Origin of the sequence: Burkholderia sp. IT-111MI5, assembly GCF_949752865.1 — a bacterium.
Taxonomy (GTDB): domain Bacteria; phylum Pseudomonadota; class Gammaproteobacteria; order Burkholderiales; family Burkholderiaceae; genus Burkholderia; species Burkholderia pyrrocinia_C.
In genome coordinates, this window is record NZ_CATKIF010000011.1 from 1,036,429 (window position 1) to 1,053,072 (window position 16,644).

The 16,644-nt window shown below is 67.8% G+C and carries 17 protein-coding genes; 4 read left to right on the top strand and 13 right to left on the bottom strand.

Annotation, left to right across the window (positions count from 1 at the left end; all coding sequences use genetic code 11):
- Positions 1-78 precede the first annotated feature (78 nt).
- The 7 genes from ACM6JT_RS12895 to ACM6JT_RS12925 all read right to left on the bottom strand — a co-directional run bounded on the left by ACM6JT_RS12895 (position 79) and on the right by ACM6JT_RS12925 (position 5,439).
- Complete coding sequence (locus ACM6JT_RS12895; protein ID WP_105392307.1) at positions 79-660, bottom strand: DUF3501 family protein; 582 nt, start codon at positions 658-660, stop codon at positions 79-81.
- A gap of 31 nt (positions 661-691) precedes the next feature.
- The gene (locus ACM6JT_RS12900) at positions 692-2,029 is read right to left on the bottom strand and encodes a heterodisulfide reductase-related iron-sulfur binding cluster (protein ID WP_034185207.1); all 1,338 of its coding nucleotides are present in this window, start codon (positions 2,027-2,029) and stop codon (positions 692-694) included.
- A 126-nt stretch (positions 2,030-2,155) separates the two neighbouring features.
- Positions 2,156-2,578 carry a rubrerythrin family protein gene (locus ACM6JT_RS12905; protein WP_034185149.1) on the bottom strand — a complete coding sequence of 141 codons (423 nt, stop codon included), beginning with the start codon at positions 2,576-2,578 and terminating at the stop codon, positions 2,156-2,158.
- A 241-nt stretch (positions 2,579-2,819) separates the two neighbouring features.
- Positions 2,820-4,088 carry an RNA polymerase sigma factor gene (locus tag ACM6JT_RS12910; RefSeq protein WP_105392308.1) on the bottom strand — a complete coding sequence of 423 codons (1,269 nt, stop codon included), beginning with the start codon at positions 4,086-4,088 and terminating at the stop codon, positions 2,820-2,822.
- Positions 4,085-4,501: a VOC family protein gene (locus tag ACM6JT_RS12915; RefSeq protein ID WP_243566231.1), complete on the bottom strand. Its 417-nt coding sequence runs from the start codon at positions 4,499-4,501 to the stop codon at positions 4,085-4,087. The genes ACM6JT_RS12910 and ACM6JT_RS12915 overlap by 4 nt, the downstream gene beginning before the upstream one ends.
- A 36-nt stretch (positions 4,502-4,537) precedes the next feature.
- A complete protein-coding gene (locus tag ACM6JT_RS12920; RefSeq protein ID WP_065502590.1) occupies positions 4,538-4,960 on the bottom strand; it encodes a YciI family protein in 423 nt (140 codons plus the stop codon).
- 125 nt (positions 4,961-5,085) lie between these two features.
- Positions 5,086-5,439 carry a YciI family protein gene (locus ACM6JT_RS12925; protein ID WP_034185206.1) on the bottom strand — a complete coding sequence of 118 codons (354 nt, stop codon included), beginning with the start codon at positions 5,437-5,439 and terminating at the stop codon, positions 5,086-5,088.
- Positions 5,440-5,645: 206 nt separating this feature from the next.
- Here ACM6JT_RS12925 and ACM6JT_RS12930 point away from each other — a divergent pair, with 206 nt between their 5' ends.
- The 4 genes from ACM6JT_RS12930 (at position 5,646) to ACM6JT_RS12945 (ending at position 10,109) form a co-directional block, all read left to right on the top strand.
- Positions 5,646-7,493: an ExeM/NucH family extracellular endonuclease gene (locus tag ACM6JT_RS12930; protein WP_414856586.1), complete on the top strand. Its 1,848-nt coding sequence runs from the start codon at positions 5,646-5,648 to the stop codon at positions 7,491-7,493.
- A gap of 285 nt (positions 7,494-7,778) precedes the next feature.
- The gene (locus tag ACM6JT_RS12935) at positions 7,779-8,165 is read left to right on the top strand and encodes a DUF883 family protein (protein WP_034185144.1); all 387 of its coding nucleotides are present in this window, start codon (positions 7,779-7,781) and stop codon (positions 8,163-8,165) included.
- Positions 8,166-8,236: 71 nt separating this feature from the next.
- The gene (locus ACM6JT_RS12940; RefSeq protein WP_034185143.1) at positions 8,237-8,821 is read left to right on the top strand and encodes a YSC84-related protein; all 585 of its coding nucleotides are present in this window, start codon (positions 8,237-8,239) and stop codon (positions 8,819-8,821) included.
- Positions 8,822-9,056: 235 nt separating this feature from the next.
- On the top strand, positions 9,057-10,109 hold the full coding sequence (locus ACM6JT_RS12945; protein ID WP_034185142.1) for an AI-2E family transporter: 1,053 nt from the start codon (positions 9,057-9,059) through the stop codon (positions 10,107-10,109).
- A gap of 66 nt (positions 10,110-10,175) precedes the next feature.
- Here the strand turns inward: ACM6JT_RS12945 and ACM6JT_RS12950 are convergent, their stop codons facing one another.
- From ACM6JT_RS12950 to ACM6JT_RS12975, 6 genes are all read right to left on the bottom strand, one after another.
- Positions 10,176-10,700, bottom strand: a complete 525-nt coding sequence (locus tag ACM6JT_RS12950; protein ID WP_034185141.1) for a hypothetical protein — start codon at positions 10,698-10,700, stop codon at positions 10,176-10,178.
- Between the two features lie 208 nt (positions 10,701-10,908).
- A complete protein-coding gene (locus tag ACM6JT_RS12955) occupies positions 10,909-11,925 on the bottom strand; it encodes an NADP-dependent oxidoreductase (RefSeq protein ID WP_034185140.1) in 1,017 nt (338 codons plus the stop codon).
- 44 nt (positions 11,926-11,969) lie between these two features.
- Positions 11,970-12,758, bottom strand: coding sequence for an SDR family oxidoreductase (locus tag ACM6JT_RS12960; RefSeq protein WP_072439320.1), 789 nt, complete (start codon positions 12,756-12,758; stop codon positions 11,970-11,972).
- Between the two features lie 459 nt (positions 12,759-13,217).
- The gene (locus ACM6JT_RS12965) at positions 13,218-13,808 is read right to left on the bottom strand and encodes a phosphatase PAP2 family protein (RefSeq protein WP_034185138.1); all 591 of its coding nucleotides are present in this window, start codon (positions 13,806-13,808) and stop codon (positions 13,218-13,220) included.
- Between the two features lie 81 nt (positions 13,809-13,889).
- A complete protein-coding gene (locus ACM6JT_RS12970) occupies positions 13,890-15,206 on the bottom strand; it encodes an Nramp family divalent metal transporter (protein ID WP_034185137.1) in 1,317 nt (438 codons plus the stop codon).
- Positions 15,155-16,219 carry a helix-turn-helix domain-containing protein gene (locus tag ACM6JT_RS12975; RefSeq protein WP_414856587.1) on the bottom strand — a complete coding sequence of 355 codons (1,065 nt, stop codon included), beginning with the start codon at positions 16,217-16,219 and terminating at the stop codon, positions 15,155-15,157. The genes ACM6JT_RS12970 and ACM6JT_RS12975 overlap by 52 nt, the downstream gene beginning before the upstream one ends.
- Positions 16,220-16,644: the final 425 nt, after the last annotated feature.

The following is a 16,644-nucleotide window of genomic DNA, read 5'->3' on the forward strand; positions in this document are numbered from 1 at the left end:
CCGCGCTACTCGCGGAAAGCTGGCTTCGGGTCGGAACGGAAAAGCGGAATACGCCGCGCAGGACGCGCGGCGGTCGTGTCAGCGCAGGTCGCCGGCCAGCGACGCGGTCACGTCCGGATCCACGCGCTGCGGCGGCATCGTGTAGGCCGGGTGATCGCAGCCGATCGACAGCACCGCCCCGTCCTTGAGCGCCGCGCGCATCGGCGCGTCGAGTTCGAAACGCACGAAATGCACGGCCGACGTCTTCTCGTCGTTGTCGCGCTCGAGATCCTCGTCGGCGATCGCGTAGACGCGCGCGTGCCCGTCGACCTGCAGGTACACGCGATCCTCGATACCGATCAGCCGCGCGAGCGCCGCGCGCCGCTCGATCTCGTGCTCGTATTCGATCTGCATCGTCGCCTTCAGGTTGGTGCCGTCGGGCACGAGCGGCAGATACGCTTCCAGTTCGCCGTCGATGCCCGCCTCGTCGAAGATCTTCTCGATGTGCAGCATCTCCTGGATCTGATAGCGGATCGTCGTCTCGTCCTCGAACAAAAAGCGCAGGTGGTTGCCGAGTGCGACCGCCCGGCGGCGCTTGTACGCGACGAGCCGCGCGTGTTCGGTCCGGCGAATCTTTGCATATGCTTCGAGCGTCAGCAGGGAGTCGCGGGTCAGCGTCATGGGATGTCCTCGTGAGTCGGCCGGCAGCGGCTCAGATGCCGTATGCGCGGCGCAGCAGCGTGAGCGGATGCGCGAGCGGCGCGGACGGCAGCCCCTTCTCGTCGATGCCCTGCACGATGTGATGGCCGGCCAGCGCGCAGTCCGACGACACGAAATCCGGCTGCGGCTCGGCCATCGCCTTGAACACGGGCGCGCCGATCCGCATCGCGTCCGCATGGAATTCCTTCTTCACGCCGAACGTGCCCGCATGGCCCGAGCAGCGCTCGACGACGTTCACGCGCGTATCGGGCACCAGCGACAGTGCGTCGGCCGTCTTGCGGCCGATGTTCTGCACGCGCGCATGGCACGGCACGTGATACGACACGGTGCCGAGGCCGGTCTTGAAATCGGTCTTCAGCAGCCCGTCGCGATGCCGTGCGATCACGTATTCGAACGGATCCCAGAACGCGTCGGCCACCGCGCGCACCGCTTCGTCGCCGGGGAACATCAGCGGCAACTCGCTCTTGTACATCAGCACGCAGCTCGGGATCGCGCCGATCAGCGCATAGCCTTCACGCGCATAGCGTTCGAGCACGGGCAGGTTCACCTCCTTCTTCGCGGCGACACCGGCAAGGTTGCCCTGCTCCAGCAGCGGCATTCCGCAGCACGCTTCGCGCGTGACGAGCTCGTACGGAATGTCGTTGTGCGCGAGGATCGCGAGCAGGTCGTGGCCGATGCCCGGCTCGTTGAAATTCACGTAGCACGTCGCGTAGATTGCGACCTTGCCGGGCGTACGTTCGCCGTCGCGCGCGGGCGGGTTGTCCGAGCGCTTCGCGGCGCGCCGGAATTTGCGCGGCGCGAACTCCGGCAGCCACGCGTTGCGATCGACGCCGAGCGTCGCTTCGAGCGCATGGCGCGCGGGCGGCGTGCGGTTCACCGCGTTCACCGTCTGCGTGACGATCGGAATGCCCGCGAAATGGCCGAGTGCATCGGTGTTCGACAGCACCTTGTCGCGCAGCGTCGCTTCGCCGCGCTTGTAGCGCGCCGCCTTGCCGCGCAGCATCAGGTGCGGGAAGTCGACGTTCCATGCGTGCGGCGGCACGTACGGGCATTTCGTCATGTAGCAGAGATCGCACAGATAGCACTGGTCGACCACCTTGCCGAACGCTGCCTTCGGCACTTCGTCGATATCGCCCGCCGGCGTGTCGTCGACCAGATCGAACAGCGCGGGAAACGCACCGCACAGCGACACGCAGCGCCGGCATCCGGCGCAGATGTCGAACACGCGCGTCATTTCCGCATCGATCGCGGCCTGGTCGTAGAACGCATCGGACTGCCAGTCGAGCGGATGCCGGGTCGGGGCTTCGAGACTGCCTTCCTTGTGGGGCATGAGGCGCTCCAGCGTGGCGCGCATGCGCGCGAGCGCGCCGCCCGCGCGCTGCGGGCAGCGATGAACGAACGGCCGGCCGCTTGCGGGTCACATGGTCGTACCGTGCGGCCTGCGGCGGCGGTCGTCTCAGTCGACGAGGCTGTCCAGCGCCTTCGTATAGCGGTTCGCGTGGCTGCGTTCGGCCTTCGCGAGCGTCTCGAACCAGTTCGCGATTTCGTCGAAGCCTTCGTCGCGCGCCGTCTTCGCCATGCCCGGATACATGTCGGTGTATTCGTGCGTTTCGCCGGCGATCGCCGATTCGAGATTCAGCCGCGACGAGCCGAACGGCAAGCCCGTTGCCGGATCGCCGACGGCTTCCAGGTATTCGAGGTGGCCGTGCGCATGGCCGGTTTCGCCTTCGGCGGTCGAGCGGAACAGCGCGGCGAGGTCGTTCTGGCCTTCGACGTCAGCCTTCGAAGCGAAATACAGATAGCGTCGATTCGCCTGCGATTCGCCCGCGAATGCGGCTTTCAGGTTCTCTTCGGTTTTGCTGCCCTTGAGGTGAGCCATTTGCGCCTCCGTTCGAGTCGGCGCGGCCGCGTGCGAAGCCGGGCCGATCAGATATGTGGGGAACGATGCGTTTGCGTGGGGCGCACGCACCGTGCCTTTTAATCTAGGCGCTGGCGTTCGCATCCCCCAATAGGCTTTTTCAATCCGGGTGATAGTGCCGGGCGTACATCTGGGGATCGTCGGGAGGGTGGGATCGGCGCGGCGTACGCCGCGCTTGCGACGCACGCTTCATGCGTCACGGTCACGCATCGATCGCGCGCTTGAGCAGCAACTCGCGTTCGCGCTCGTTGCGCGTCAGTTCCGCCGCGCGGCGGAACTCGAGCTTCGCTTCGTCGGCACGGCCCAGCTTCGCCAGCAGGTCGCCGCGCACGCTCGGCAGCCAGTGATAGCGCGCGAGCGCGGGATCGTCGCGCAGCACGTCGACGAGTTCGAGCGCCGCGGCCGGCCCGAACGCCATCCCCACGGCCACTGCGCGGTTCAGTTCGACGACCGGCGACGGTGCGACTTCGGCGAGCGCGTCGTACAGCGCGACGATCTGTGCCCAGTCCGTTTCCGACGCGTGCCGCGCACGCGCGTGGCAGGCGGCCAGCGCGGCCTGCAGCGCATACGGCCCGCGCACGCCGCCGAGCTTCGTCGCCCGTTCGAGCGCCGCGAGGCCGCGCCGGATCAGCAGTTGATCCCAGCGGCTGCGGTCCTGGTCGAGCAGCAGCACGGGCCGGCCCTGCGCATCGGTGCGCGCATGCATGCGCGACGCCTGCAACTCCATCAGCGCGACGAGCCCGAGCACTTCGCTCTCGTCCGGCGCGAGGCCGGCCAGCACACGGCCGAGCCGCAGCGCCTCGTCGCACAGCGCCGGACGCGTCCAGTCGTCGCCCGCGGTCGCCGCATGGCCTTCGTTGAACACCAGGTAGATCACCTCGAGCACCGACGCGAGCCGCGCGGGCCGCGCATCGGCGGCCGGCACCTCGAACGGCACGTGCGCCGCCGCGAGCGTGCGCTTCGCGCGCACGATCCGCTGCGCGATCGTCGGCTCGGGCGTCAGGAACGCACGTGCGATCTCGCCCGTCGTCAGCCCGCCGAGCAGCCGCAGCGTCAGCGCGACGCGCGCGTCGGTCGACAGCACCGGGTGGCACGACGTGAAGATCAGCCGCAGCAGGTCGTCGCCGATGTCGTCGTCGCTCGCGTCGGCGAGCGCATCGGCGATGTCGGGGACGACATGCGCTTCGAGCGCGTCCATCTCGTGGCCGAGCTGGTCGCGCTTCGCCGCATGAAGCGACTCCTGCCGGACGCGGTCGAGCGCGCGACGCTTCACGGCCGTCATCAGCCAGGCGGCGGGGTTGTCGGGCACGCCGTCGACGGGCCAGTGCTCGAGCGCCGCGACGAGCGTATCCTGCGCCAGCTCCTCGGCCACGCCGACGTCGCGCACCACGCGCGCGGCGCGCGCGATGATCTTCGGCGCCTCGATCCGCCAGACCGCCTCGATCGCACGATGCGTCGCCTCGTGCGTCACGACGCCGGCCCCTGCGCGGACGCGTCCTGCGGCATGGACATCAGCTCCCACGCATGACCGTCCGGATCTGTGAACCCGTGGCCGTACATGGCCGGGTACTCGCGCGGCGGCAGCGGCGCGGCGCCGCCGGCCGCCAGCGCCTTCGCGACGATCGCCTCGACTTCGGCACGGCTTTCGCACGACAGGCACGACAACACCTGCACGTGCGTCGCCGGATCGACGATCGTCTTGTCGGTAAAGGTCTGGAAGAACGGCCGCACGAGCAGCATCGCGAAGATCGTGTCGCTGATCCGGAGGCAGGCGGCCTGATCGTTCGTATAGGCCGGCACGACCTCGAAGCCGAGCGCCTGGTAGAACGTCTTCGAGCGCGGCAGGTCGGCCACGGGCAGGTTGATGAAAACCATTTTGTGCATGACGGGTGCTCCTGGTGATATTGGATTCGGTGGGATTCAGGCGGCGTTGCCGCGGCCGACGTGGAGTTCGCGGAACCGCTCGACCGCGTCGCTCGGCGTGAGGTCGTCGAGCTCGAACAGCGGCCGCACCTCGATCTCGCAATCCATCTCGGCGCCGAACGGCGCGGGGAACCGGCGCGTCCATTCGAGCGCCTCGTCACGCGAACGCACCTGGATCAGCGTATAGCCGGCGATCAGTTCCTTCGTTTCCGCGAACGGGCCATCGACCACCGTGCCCTTGCCGCCCGTGTAGCGCACGCGCCAGCCGCGCGCGCTCGGCCGCAGGCCGTTCGCGTCGAGCAGCACGCCGGCATTGGCCAGTTCCTCGTGATACACGGTCATCGCCTCGACCAGCCGGTTGTCCGGCAACGCGTCGGATTCGCTGACGGCGTTCGCCCGGATCATGATCATGAATCGCATCGTTCACTCCTTGTCGTCGGTGAAAGGAGACGCCCGTTCATCGGCGCCTTATCCGGACGACGGGCGGAACACGGCCGGATCGACACGCGCCACGACAAATCAGGGTAAATACCGAGTCGCCGCCTTCACAGGAAGCACGGGCCGACCGCGCGTACCTCGACCGTGCACCATTGCGCGGCCGGGCACTGACGTGCGATCTCGATCGCTTCCTCGCGCGTGTCGACGTCGACGAGGAAGAAGCCGCCGACCATCTCCTTCGCCTCCGCGAACGGGCCGTCGAGCAGGCGCGTCTCGCCGTCGCGCACCTGCACGCGCGTGCCGCGCTCGGAACGCTCCAGCGACTCGACGCCGCGCAGCACGCCGCGCGCCTTCAGCGTCTCGGCGAAATCGACCATCCGTGCGTAAAGCGCCTGGCCTTCGTCGAGCGTGCGTTCGGCGCGCTGGTCGGTCGGTTCGACAATCAACAGCATGTAAGACATGGACTTCTCCTGTAGGGACGGGGTGCGGCAGCGTTCGCTGCGCGATCGGCGTGCGACGCCCGTGCGAAAGCGTAACAGCCGCGGCGAGGCCTGCCTGCATCGTTGGCCATCCGGTACTGGCCGGACGGCCAATTCGGCCGCTTCCTGGCATTTTGCCGTCAAGATGCGCTCCCGAACTGTCGGATTTTCTTCCAGTGGACCGCCCCATGTCACGCCTGCTTCCGTCGCTTGCAGTTGCGCTATCGCTCGCCCTCTCCGTCCGGCCTGCCCCCGCCGCGCTGCCGGTCAGCGCCGGCTGCGGCGGCGCGACCTCGGCGATTGCCGACCTCCGCAGCGCCGGCGGGCCGTCTCCGCTGGCCGGGCAAACGACGTCGATCGAAGCCGTCGTCACCGCGGCGTTCGGCGGTGCCGATAGCTTCGGCGGCTTCTTCGTCCAGCAGGCCGACGCGCAACGGCGGCATCGGCCGGGCGTCCCGGAAGGCCTGTTCGTGTATGCACCGAACGCACGCGCGAGCCCCGGCGATCTCGTGCATCTCACGGGCCAGGTCGACGATCGATACGGCCGCACGCAGTTCGTGCTGTCGGGCGGCATCGCCGTCTGCGCACGCGGGCAGACGGTCACGCCGGCGACGCTCACGCTGCCGGTCGCCGCGCCGGCCGTGCTGGCCGCGCACGAAGGCATGCGGGTGCGCCTGCCGCAAACGCTGACGGTCAGCGATACGCACGAACTCGGCCGCTACGGCAGCGTCGTTCTCAGCAACGGCCGGCTGCGCATCCCGACCCACGTCGTGCCGCCGGCCGAAGCCGCCGCGCATGCCGCGGCCAACGCGCGCAACCGCATCGTGCTCGACGACGGCTCGAGCCGCCGCGATCCCGCGACCGTCCGCTATCCGCCGCCCGCGCTGAGCGCGGCCAATACGCTGCGCGCAGGCTACACGGTGCACGGCGTCGAAGGCGTACTCGAACTGCGCTACGGCACGTGGCGGCTGCAACCGACAGCCGGCGCGGCGCCGGTGTTCGACGCCGCCGCGAATCCGCGTACCGATGCGCCGGCCCGGCATGCGGACGCCGACGTGCGCATCGCGTCGTTCAACGTTTTCAACTATTTCAACGGCGACGGTCATGGCGGCGGATTCGACGCGCCGGCCAACCGTGGCGCAAGAACGCACGCTGTCTTCGCGCGGCAGGAAGCGAAGATCGTCGCGGCGTTGCGTGCGCTGCGCGCCGACGTGATCGGGCTGATGGAAATCGCGAACAACGGCCACGGCGACGCGAGCGCGGTGCGGCGTCTCGCTGCGCAACTTGGCGACGGCTGGCGCGCGGTCGATCCCGGCGCCGCGCGGCTCGGCCGCGATGCGATCGCGGTCGCGCTGCTGTACGACAGCCGCACGGTCGAGCCGGTCGGGCGCGCCGCGACCGTCGCGCTCGGCGGCCGGCACCGCCCGCCGCTTGCGCAGACCTTCCGGCGCATCGGCGGCACGCGCGCGTTCACGGTCGCGGTCAATCACCTGAAGTCGAAGAACTGCCCGAACGCGACCGGCGCCGACCTCGACCAGGCGGACGGCCAGGGCTGCTGGAATGCGGCACGCACACGGGCGGCCGCGCGCATCGCCGGCTGGCTCGCCGCTTCGCCGACGGGCGCCGCGGCCGACGGCGTGCTGCTGATCGGCGACCTGAACAGCTATGCGAAGGAAGATCCGATCCGCGCGCTCGAAGCGCGCGGCTATGCGAACCTGGTTGCGCGCTTCGTCGGCGACGCTGCGTACAGCTACGTATTTCGCGGCGAAGCCGGCAACCTCGACCACGCGCTGGCCACGTCGACGCTCGCCGCACGCGTGAAGGCCGTGCACATATGGCACATCAACGCCGACGAACCGGTTGCGCTGCAACCCGTGCCCGATTACAAAACGCGTGTGCACCGGTCGTCTTATTACGCCCCCGACGCATACCGCTCGTCGGACCACGATCCCGTCGTCGTCGATGTCGCGCTTGACGATGGCGGCTCGCCGCGCGGCTCGGGAACAAACCATGCTCCACCCAATCGCGGCGACTAGTGCATTTGCTTCAACACAAGGCCTGCAACGGCACTATTTACCTGACACCCCTGGCGACGCCATATTTACCGGACATTCACTTTCGCACCGCTGTCCGATACGCCGATTCGCCCGATTGCGAAATTTTTTCAACCGTCGCACCGCCCCGCGCGACGGGGCTTCGCGGCGATCCTGCCAACGAATTGAAAATTTGTCTCGAAACTCAATTGGGGCAAGTGAATCACATCAATTGCTGGGATTCGTCTTATCTTCAAATTGGCCTGGAATCGAAGGAGGATAAACACCATGGCGCTCACCGACTCGATCGAACACAAACTGGACCGCGGCCTGTCCGACATCCGTCGCACCGGCCGGCGCGTGGGACGCACGACGCGCTCCGCCGCCCGTGATCTGCATGCCGACGTGACCGACGATCTGCGCGGGCTGGTCGACGAACTGGAAGACCTGTTGAAAAACGACGGCGACGGCGATATCGCCGCGCTGCGCAAGCGTGTGCAGTCGAGGCTCGACGAAGCGCGCAGCGCGCTCGACTACGCGTCGGGCAGCGCGGCCGCCCGGCTGCGCGATTCGGCCGAACGCGTGTCGCAGGTCGTGCACGACAACCCGTGGCAGACCGCCGGCGTCGTCGCTGGCCTCGCGTTCGTTGCGGGCCTGCTCCTTGCCCGCCGTTGAACGGGGCTGCCCGCACCACCTGCCGCCCCGCTGCCCGCTCCGTCCTCAATCAGACACGAAGGAGAACCGCCATGCAGAAGTCCCTCGCCATGAAAGCCGCCGCCGCCGTGATGCTCGGCAGCCTTGCACTCGCCGGCTGCACGACCACGCCCGACAAACCCGAAACCGCATCGGCCAGCGCGTCGAAGCGCCAGTCGATCGACGCGAGCGTGAACGCGACGCTGTCGCGCCTCTATTCGACGGTGCCGGGCTCGCGTGAACTCGTCGCGAAATCGCGCGGCGTACTCGTGTTCCCGAACGTGCTGCAGGCCGGTCTCATCATCGGCGGCCAGTCCGGCAACGGCGCGCTGCGCGTCGGCGGCAGCACCGTCGGCTACTACAACACGTCGTCGCTGTCGGTCGGCCTGCAGGCCGGCGCGCAGTCGAAGGCGATCGTGTTCCTGTTCATGACGCAGGATGCGCTCGACTCGTTCCGCAAGTCGGACGGCTGGGCCGCCGGCGCCGACGCATCGGTCGCGGTCGTGAAGGTCGGCGCGAACGGCGCGGTCGACACCACCACGGCCACCGCGCCGGTGCAGGTGCTGGTCCTGACCAACGCGGGCCTGATGGGTGACCTGTCGGTGAACGGCACCAAGGTCACGAAGCTCAATATCTGACGGTACCGCACGCGGCCTTGCGCCGCGTTCGCTTCCCGGCAGCGCCGCGGCCCCGGCCGCGGCGTTTTCGCATGGGTCGCGCGCAGCGGTTATGATGGCGGCACCTTTGCGGGCATACTCCCGATGGGCCGCTCCGCCGCGTGTTCCGCAGCGAACCCGTGACGTTCGCGAGCCGATCGCGCCCGGGGCAACGAGATTCAATCAAACCAAGCATCAATCTGCGCGAATGCCACCCATGGATAGCGGACACGACCACCAAAAATTCTTCTATTTCCTGCTGTTCGCGGTCACCGTCGGCATGTGCGGGATTCTCGCGCCGTTCTCCGGGGCCGTGTTCTGGGGCGCCATTCTCGCGATCCTGTTCCAGCCGGTGCAGCGCTGGCTCGCGGCGCGCTTCGGCAAGCGGCGCAACCTGGCCGCACTCGTGACGATGACGCTGATCGTCCTGATCGTGATCCTGCCGCTCGTGTTCGTCACCGCGACGCTCGTGCAGGAAATCGCGTACGTGTACCAGGAAATCAAGACCGCGCAGCCGAACTATTCGCAGTACTTCCAGGACATCATCCACGCGCTGCCGACCTCGATCCAGCGCGTGCTAGCGAAATACGGGCTGACCAACATCCCCGGCATCCAGAAGAAGCTCACCGACGGCGCCGCGCAGATCAGCCAGTTCGCCGCGACCCAGGCGTTCAGCATCGGCCAGAACACGTTCCAGTTCATCGTCAGCTTCGGCGTGATGCTGTACATGGTGTTCTTCCTGCTGCGCGACGGCGGCGAGATCGGCCGGCGCGTGCGCCGCGCGCTGCCGCTCGACGAGGAGCACAAGAATCTGCTGCTCGCGAAGTTCACGACGGTCGTGCGCGCGACCGTGAAAGGCAACATCGCGGTCGCACTCGTGCAGGGCGCGCTCGGCGGGCTGATCTTCTGGATCCTCGACATCCAGGGCGTCGTGCTGTGGGGCGCGCTGATGGCGTTCCTGTCGCTGCTGCCCGCGATCGGCGCGAGCCTCGTGTGGATACCGGCCGCGCTCTACTTCCTGGCGATCGGCGCGATCTGGAAATGCGTGATCCTCGTCGCGTTCTGCGTCGGCGTGATCGGCCTCGTCGACAACCTGCTGCGCCCGATCCTCGTCGGCAAGGACACGAAGATGCCCGACTGGGTCGTGCTGATCTCGACGCTCGGCGGGATGGCGCTGTTCGGCATCAACGGCTTCGTGATCGGGCCGCTCGTCGCCGCGCTGTTCATGGCGAGCTGGGACATCTACGCGCGCGCCGAACAGGGCGAATAATGCGGCGCGTGGCCGCGTGCCGCGCACCCGGCCGCCACCACTCCATCCGCATGTACAAGCCGTCCGTCACGGATGGCGAATCCTGATCACGACGGGCGCCACGGCGCCCGTCGCTTCATCTGCCGCGACGGTCATCACGCCGCCATACGGGCCCACACGATGAACGCGGCCCGACACCAGCGGCACGCTTCGATCGTCGCGCGCATCGCGCCACGTTGCGCGCACGCCCGAATCGGCATCCAGCGCGAACGGCGCACCGTCGGGCCCGACCAGTGCCACATGAGCACCCGGCAAACGCCGGCCATGCGCATCGAACCGAAGCGTCGCCGCGGCCCCGCCGCCCGCCGCTTCCCGTCCTTCGACAACCGCGCCCGACGGCACGTCGAACGTCACGTCGTAGAGATCGACGAGCGCACCGCTGAACCGCACGACGCCGTCCGACGTGGCCTGCCCGGCCGCCGCCGCATTCGACATCGCGAATACGACGCCGAGTCCGATCGCCATCATCCGCACGGCGCCGGCGCACCGCACCGTTCGCAGCGTTCGATTACGCATCGCCGCCGATGCCGCCCGCTTCGCGTTGTTTCGCATGCTCCCTCTCCTCTGCCGCGTGACCAGAAAAAAAGGCGGCGTGACGCGTCGGTCACGCTGCCTGTTTGCTGGCAATCACTTTAAGGAGAGACGCCCGGACAATATATGGGACAAGTCCTAAATTGAGACCCGGTCGATCGAACTCACCACATTCGACTATGCATCGCCGCAACCCGCGACCGGCATCGCACGGTGCATCGCAAGCCGGTCATGCGTTCGGATCGACACGCAGCACGAGCTTGCCTCGATGGTCGCCGTCGAACAGACGATTCAGCACGTCGGGCGCGTTTTCGAGACCGTCGGCAACAGTTTCCTCGGCCTTGAGCCGACCGTCGCGCAGCCAGCCCGCGAGCGTCTGCACGGCTTCGCGGCTCTTGCGGTAATCGAGGATCAGGAAGCCGCGCATCGTCAGCCGCTTCGAGATCAGCACGCCGACGTCGTCGGCCGCGCGGCCGCTGTTGTAGTTCGAGATCACGCCGCACAGCGCGACGCGCCCGCCGATCACCATCCGCGACAATACCGCGCGCATCACCTCGCCGCCGACGTTCTCGAAGTTCACGTGCACGCCGTCCGGCGTCGCCGCCTTCAGTTGCTGACGGAAATCGTCGGCCTTGTAGTCGACGGCCGCGTCGAAGCCGAGCGTCTCGATCAGGTAGCGGCACTTGTCAGCGCCGCCCGCGATGCCGACCACGCGCGCGCCGTGGATCTTGCCGATCTGCCCGGCGATCGAGCCGACCGATCCGGCCGCCGCCGACACGACGAGCGTCTCGCCGGGCTGCACCGGCGCGATGTCGGTCAGCCCGTAGTACGCGGTCAGCCCGCTCATCCCGCATGCGCCGAGCAGCGTCGGCAGCGGCAGGCCCGACTGCGCGGGCAGCTTCACGAGCTGCGCGGCCTGATCGGCCGGCACGACCGCATAGTCCTGCCAGCCGACGAGCCCCTGCACGAGATCGCCTTCCGCGAAGCCGGCATGGCGCGACGCGACCACGCGACCGATACCGAGCGCGCGCATCACCTCGCCGATCGCGACGGGGGGCAGGTACTGCGGCACATCACTCATCCACACGCGGTTGGTCGGGTCCATCGACAGGTACAGCACGCGCACGAGCACCTCGCCGTCCGCGAGCGCCGGCACCGGCGTCTCGACGAGCGAGAAGTGTTCGCGGCCGACCCGCCCTTCCGGGCGCGTCTTCAGCAGCAGTTGGCGGTTCACGGGTGTCGACACGATGTTCTCCTCCGGTGGTTGTTATGCGGGATGCGGGATGCGCGTCAGACCGCGCACATGCCGCCGTCGATCACGAGTTCGGCGGCCGTCACGAAGCGGCTTTCGTCGGATGCGAGATACACGGCCGCATGCGCGACGTCGTCCGGCTCGCCGAGCCGGCGCAGCGGAATGCCGCGCGCGAGCTTGCGCGTCGCGTCGCGTTCGCCGAGCGTCTGGAACAGCGGCTCGACGATCCCCGTGCGGATGAACGCCGGGTGAATCGAGTTGCAGCGCACGTCGAGCTCGCGGCGTGCGCAATCGATCGCGACCGATTTCGTCAGCGACGCGACCGCCGCCTTCGACGCGTTGTACGCGGTGAAATCCGGCTCGACCTTGAACGCGGCGACCGACGAGATGTTGATGATCGATGCGGGATGGCTCGCGCCCAGGTACGACAGCGCATGCTTGCAGCCGAGCACGATGCTCTCGACGTTGATCGCCATCACGCGCCGCCATTCGTCCAGCTCGATTTGCGCGGGCGAGCCGATCGAGCCGACGCCCGCATTGTTGACGAGCACCGACAGCCCGCCCATCGCATCGTTCGCCTGCGCGAGCAGCGCCTGCCAGCGCGCTTCGTCGCGCACGTCCTGCGTCGCGGCGAACGCGACCGGCGTCGCGTGGCCCGCGTTGAGTTCCTGCGCGAACGCGTCGAGCACCGCCGCTTCGGCGATGTCGGTCAAGAACACGCGCGCGCCCTGCTCGACCATCCGGCGCGCGATCGCGCGGCCGAGGCCGCCCGCGGCGCCCGTAATGTATGCGCACTTGCCGGCGAGGCGCGAAGAAACGACTGTCATGTGAGCTGCTCCTGTCGTGAGTCATCGTCGCGGAACGCTGCCGCGACGGGTTTTCCGTGCGTGTCGCGGCCGACGCATGCCGGTCGACGGCGCGTCGACGTCATAAGGTGCCGCACGGTTTCCGCGAGTATATCGAGACGAGCGCGACGCGCGCCGGGCAGCCGGCCGCGGTCGAACGACAGCCAGCGTACGCGAATGCCGCCAATCGATGAAATGAATATTCGTTATGCCCAGTCATAGACTCCGCTCATGACTTTCGTGCGCCGGTGCCAATGCGCAAAGCGGCACGGCCGATCCCGTGGACCGGCCGGTTCGTTGATTCTGGGAATGACGGACGAGGCGTGCCGCGACAGACAGCAAACGATCGGGAAGAGGAATCGCGCAACCGCCGGGCGATCGCCGGCGGCAACCTGGCGGCACCGGAACACCGAAACACCGGGCCGCCGCAACCGGCAACCGTCAGAATCCGTCGCCCGACGGCGCGCGCACGAACGCGCAGAGTTGCGGCGAATGCGTATCGATCATCTGCTGGAACGGCGCACGGTTCCCGTAAGCGATGCCCGACACGAGCAGCAGGCAGACGGCCGCGATGCGCGGCGAGAACGCGCGCTGGCGCGCGCCGTCGTAGCCGCGCAGAAACATCAGCGCGACCAGCGCGCCGAGCATCCAGCCGACGACGACTTCCGGAATCGTGTGCGAGTGATCGAACACGCGCGCGACGGCCGTGACCGCGCCGACGGCCAGCCCGGCCGCGATGCCGGGCGCCTTGCCCGGCCGGAACGCCTGCCACAGCATCGACAGCGCAACCGTCCACACCGACGTCGACAGCATCGTATGGCCGCTGATCACGCGGAAATCGAATTGGGGAATCTCGATGCCGCACCCGGCATACAGGATCTTGGTTGCGCCGACGAGGCCCATGCCGGCGGCCAGCAGCACGACCCAGCGCACGGCGACGCGCCAGTCGGTCAGCGCCAGCCACGCCGCGCAGGTCAGCGCGATCGGCAAGGTCAGCGCGGCATCGCCGATGTTGCTGATTTCACTCCACATAACGGACTTCGGACGACGATCGAAAGGCCGCAGTTTACCGCATGCGCGCAGCGCGTCTGTGTCAGCCTGTGACAGGCTGTATCAGCCCGCGACACCGGTGATCAGCAGCAGGTTCGTGCCGGTGATGACGACGAACAGCGCCCACGCGGCAACCTGCATCCCGCGGCCGATCGTGTGCTCGCCCATCACGTTGCGATCGCTGACCGACCGGATCAGCGGCCACATCGCGAACGGCAGCTGCAGGCTCAGCAGCACCTGGCTCCAGACGAGCAGTTTCCCGACCGACCCGTCGCCGAGCCACAGCACGCCGATCAGCGCCGGCACGAGCGCGAGCCCGCGCGTGATCAGCCGGCGCTGGTAGCACGGGATCTTCGTGTGCAGGAAGCCGTCCATGATCACCTGGCCGGCGATCGTGCCGGTCAGCGTCGAGCTTTGCCCCGACGCGAGCAGCGCGATACCGAACAGCAGCGCGGCCGCGCCGCCCGCGATCGGCGTAATCAGCTTGTAGGCCTGCTCGATGTCGGTCACGTTGTGCTGGCCCGTCGCATGGAACGCCGCGCCCGCGACGATCAGGATCGCTGCATTGACGAGCATCGCGACGAACAGCGACACGCAGGTATCGATACGCACCAGCGCGAGCGTGTCGCGGACCACGCCGCGCGTGCCGCCGACGACATGCCGCGTCTGCACGACCGACGAATGCAGGTACAGGTTGTGCGGCATGATCGTCGCGCCGACGATGCCGAGCGCGAGCACGATCGCATCCTTGCGGTCGTGGCCCGGATCGCCGGGCACGAGCCCGCCGACCACCGCGTGCCAGTCGGGCGGCGTGATCGCGACCTGCGCGACAAAGCAGAACGCCATCGTCGCGATCAGCCCGAGCACGATCGCCTCGATCTGCCGGAACCCCTTGCCCTGCAGGCCGAGCACGATCATCGTGTCGAGCGCGGTCAGCACGATCCCCCACGCGAGCGGCACGCCGAGCAGCAGCTTGAACGCAAGCGCGCAGCCGAGGACTTCCGCGATGTCGCACGCGATGATCGACACTTCGGCGGTGACCCACTGCACGATGCGGCCGAACCGACCGTAGCGGTCGTAGCTGGCCTGCGCGAGATCCCTGCCCGCGACGAGGCCGAGCCGCGCCGCGAGCATCTGCAGGAAGATCGCCGCGAGACTCGAGAACGCGACGACCCACAGCAGCGAATAGCCGAACTGCGAGCCGGCCTGGATGTCGGTCGCCCAGTTGCCGGGGTCCATGTAGCCGATCGCGACGAGCAGGCCGGGGCCGAAAAAGCGCTTGAGCTTCTGCCAGCGTGGCGCGCCGGCGTCGATCGTGATGCTGCCCTTTACTTCCGACGGGCAGAAAGGGGCGGTGGCGGTAGTGGGGAGGAAGGGCATGTAAACCGGGAATCGAGATCGCGACAGGACGATTCTACGGGTATCCGCCCCGTTTTCTCCCGCGCGTCGGCGGGCGCGCCGCAATTCGCCCCTCCGCCCTCGCAAAACTCGGCTGCAGGCCGGTCGTCCGCATCGCGCGACGCGGCATCGTGGCCAAGGATCTTTTCCCGCTCGGCGACGCGAAATTCGGTCGGCGACATCAGCAGGCGCTGACGAAACAGCTTCGCGAGCCGCTCGCCGCTGCCGAACCCCGTGCGGCGCGCGACCTTGTCGGCCGGCAGCGTCGTATGGATCAGCATGTGGCACGCGCGCTCGAGCCGCACCTGCTGGACGAACGCGGTCGGCGTCACGCCGATCTCCTTCTTGAAGCGCCGCAGGAAATTGCGCTCGCTCATCGCGGCGGCCTGTGCGGCGTTCGCGATCGAGATGCGGTTCACGCTCAGCGCGCGCAGCCGCTGCGCCGACATCCGGATCGACGGGCTCGCGCTCAGTTCGCGAAACGCCCACATCGACTGTGCATAGCGCTGCTCGACCGGCCGCAGCATGTTGCTGGCGATCTCCTGCGCGGCACTGTCGCCGAGATCGGCGCGGAACATGTCGAGCGCGGCCGCGAACACGTCGGTCTCGCCGGCCTGCAGTTCGACCGTCGCGTCGGCACGGCGCCCGGCTTTGCCGGGCGACACGTGGATCGCCGCCGACGGCCGCTGCGTGGCCGCGAGCGACGGCAGGTCCATCGCGTCGACGATCCAGCGCGCGTGCCGGCGAATGTCAGTCAGGCGCCGCTGCAACGCGTCGTTCCAGTTGACGGCCGCGCGATCGCCGTGAAGATGAAAGAACGCGAGCGCACGACGGCCGTGCTCGTCGCCGAGCGGATCGGCCGCGATGCTCACGCCGGACGACGACTGCAACAGTCCCCCGCTTTCGGATACGTACTTCAACTGGTAATCCGCACTGAACGCATGCAGGCGATTCGCCAGGTTGAAAGCCTCGGCGAGACGCGCGGCCTGGGCCAACGAAAACCCCGTACTCAAATAGATAACGACCCACCTCTGATCTGCTGCATTCACTGGCCAAGCCCCCGACTTGTTTCGACTTCTTCTAATACCGTCGAACTGTCAGGCTTATATTTGGTTTGAATGCGTGCGACAGGACGGCTATCCCGAAATATGAAGCGACGGCATCTTAGCCGAACGGGTAGCGCCTTTGGCGCGAAATGGCCGACGTGGACAGCATGATGGCGGATTACTACAGGCTGTCGCGAACTGATCGTATGCCAACACGGAATCGAGCCTGTCGATGAAGCCGATCATTGCGCCGTCATGCGTCACGATGCGCGCGTTTCGCTGCATTGCGCTGCATTGCGCATCGGACGAAGCTGCGGTTGCATAGCGGCCAGAACGGCCCCGACATGCATCGAACGTCATCGATCGCCGCACAC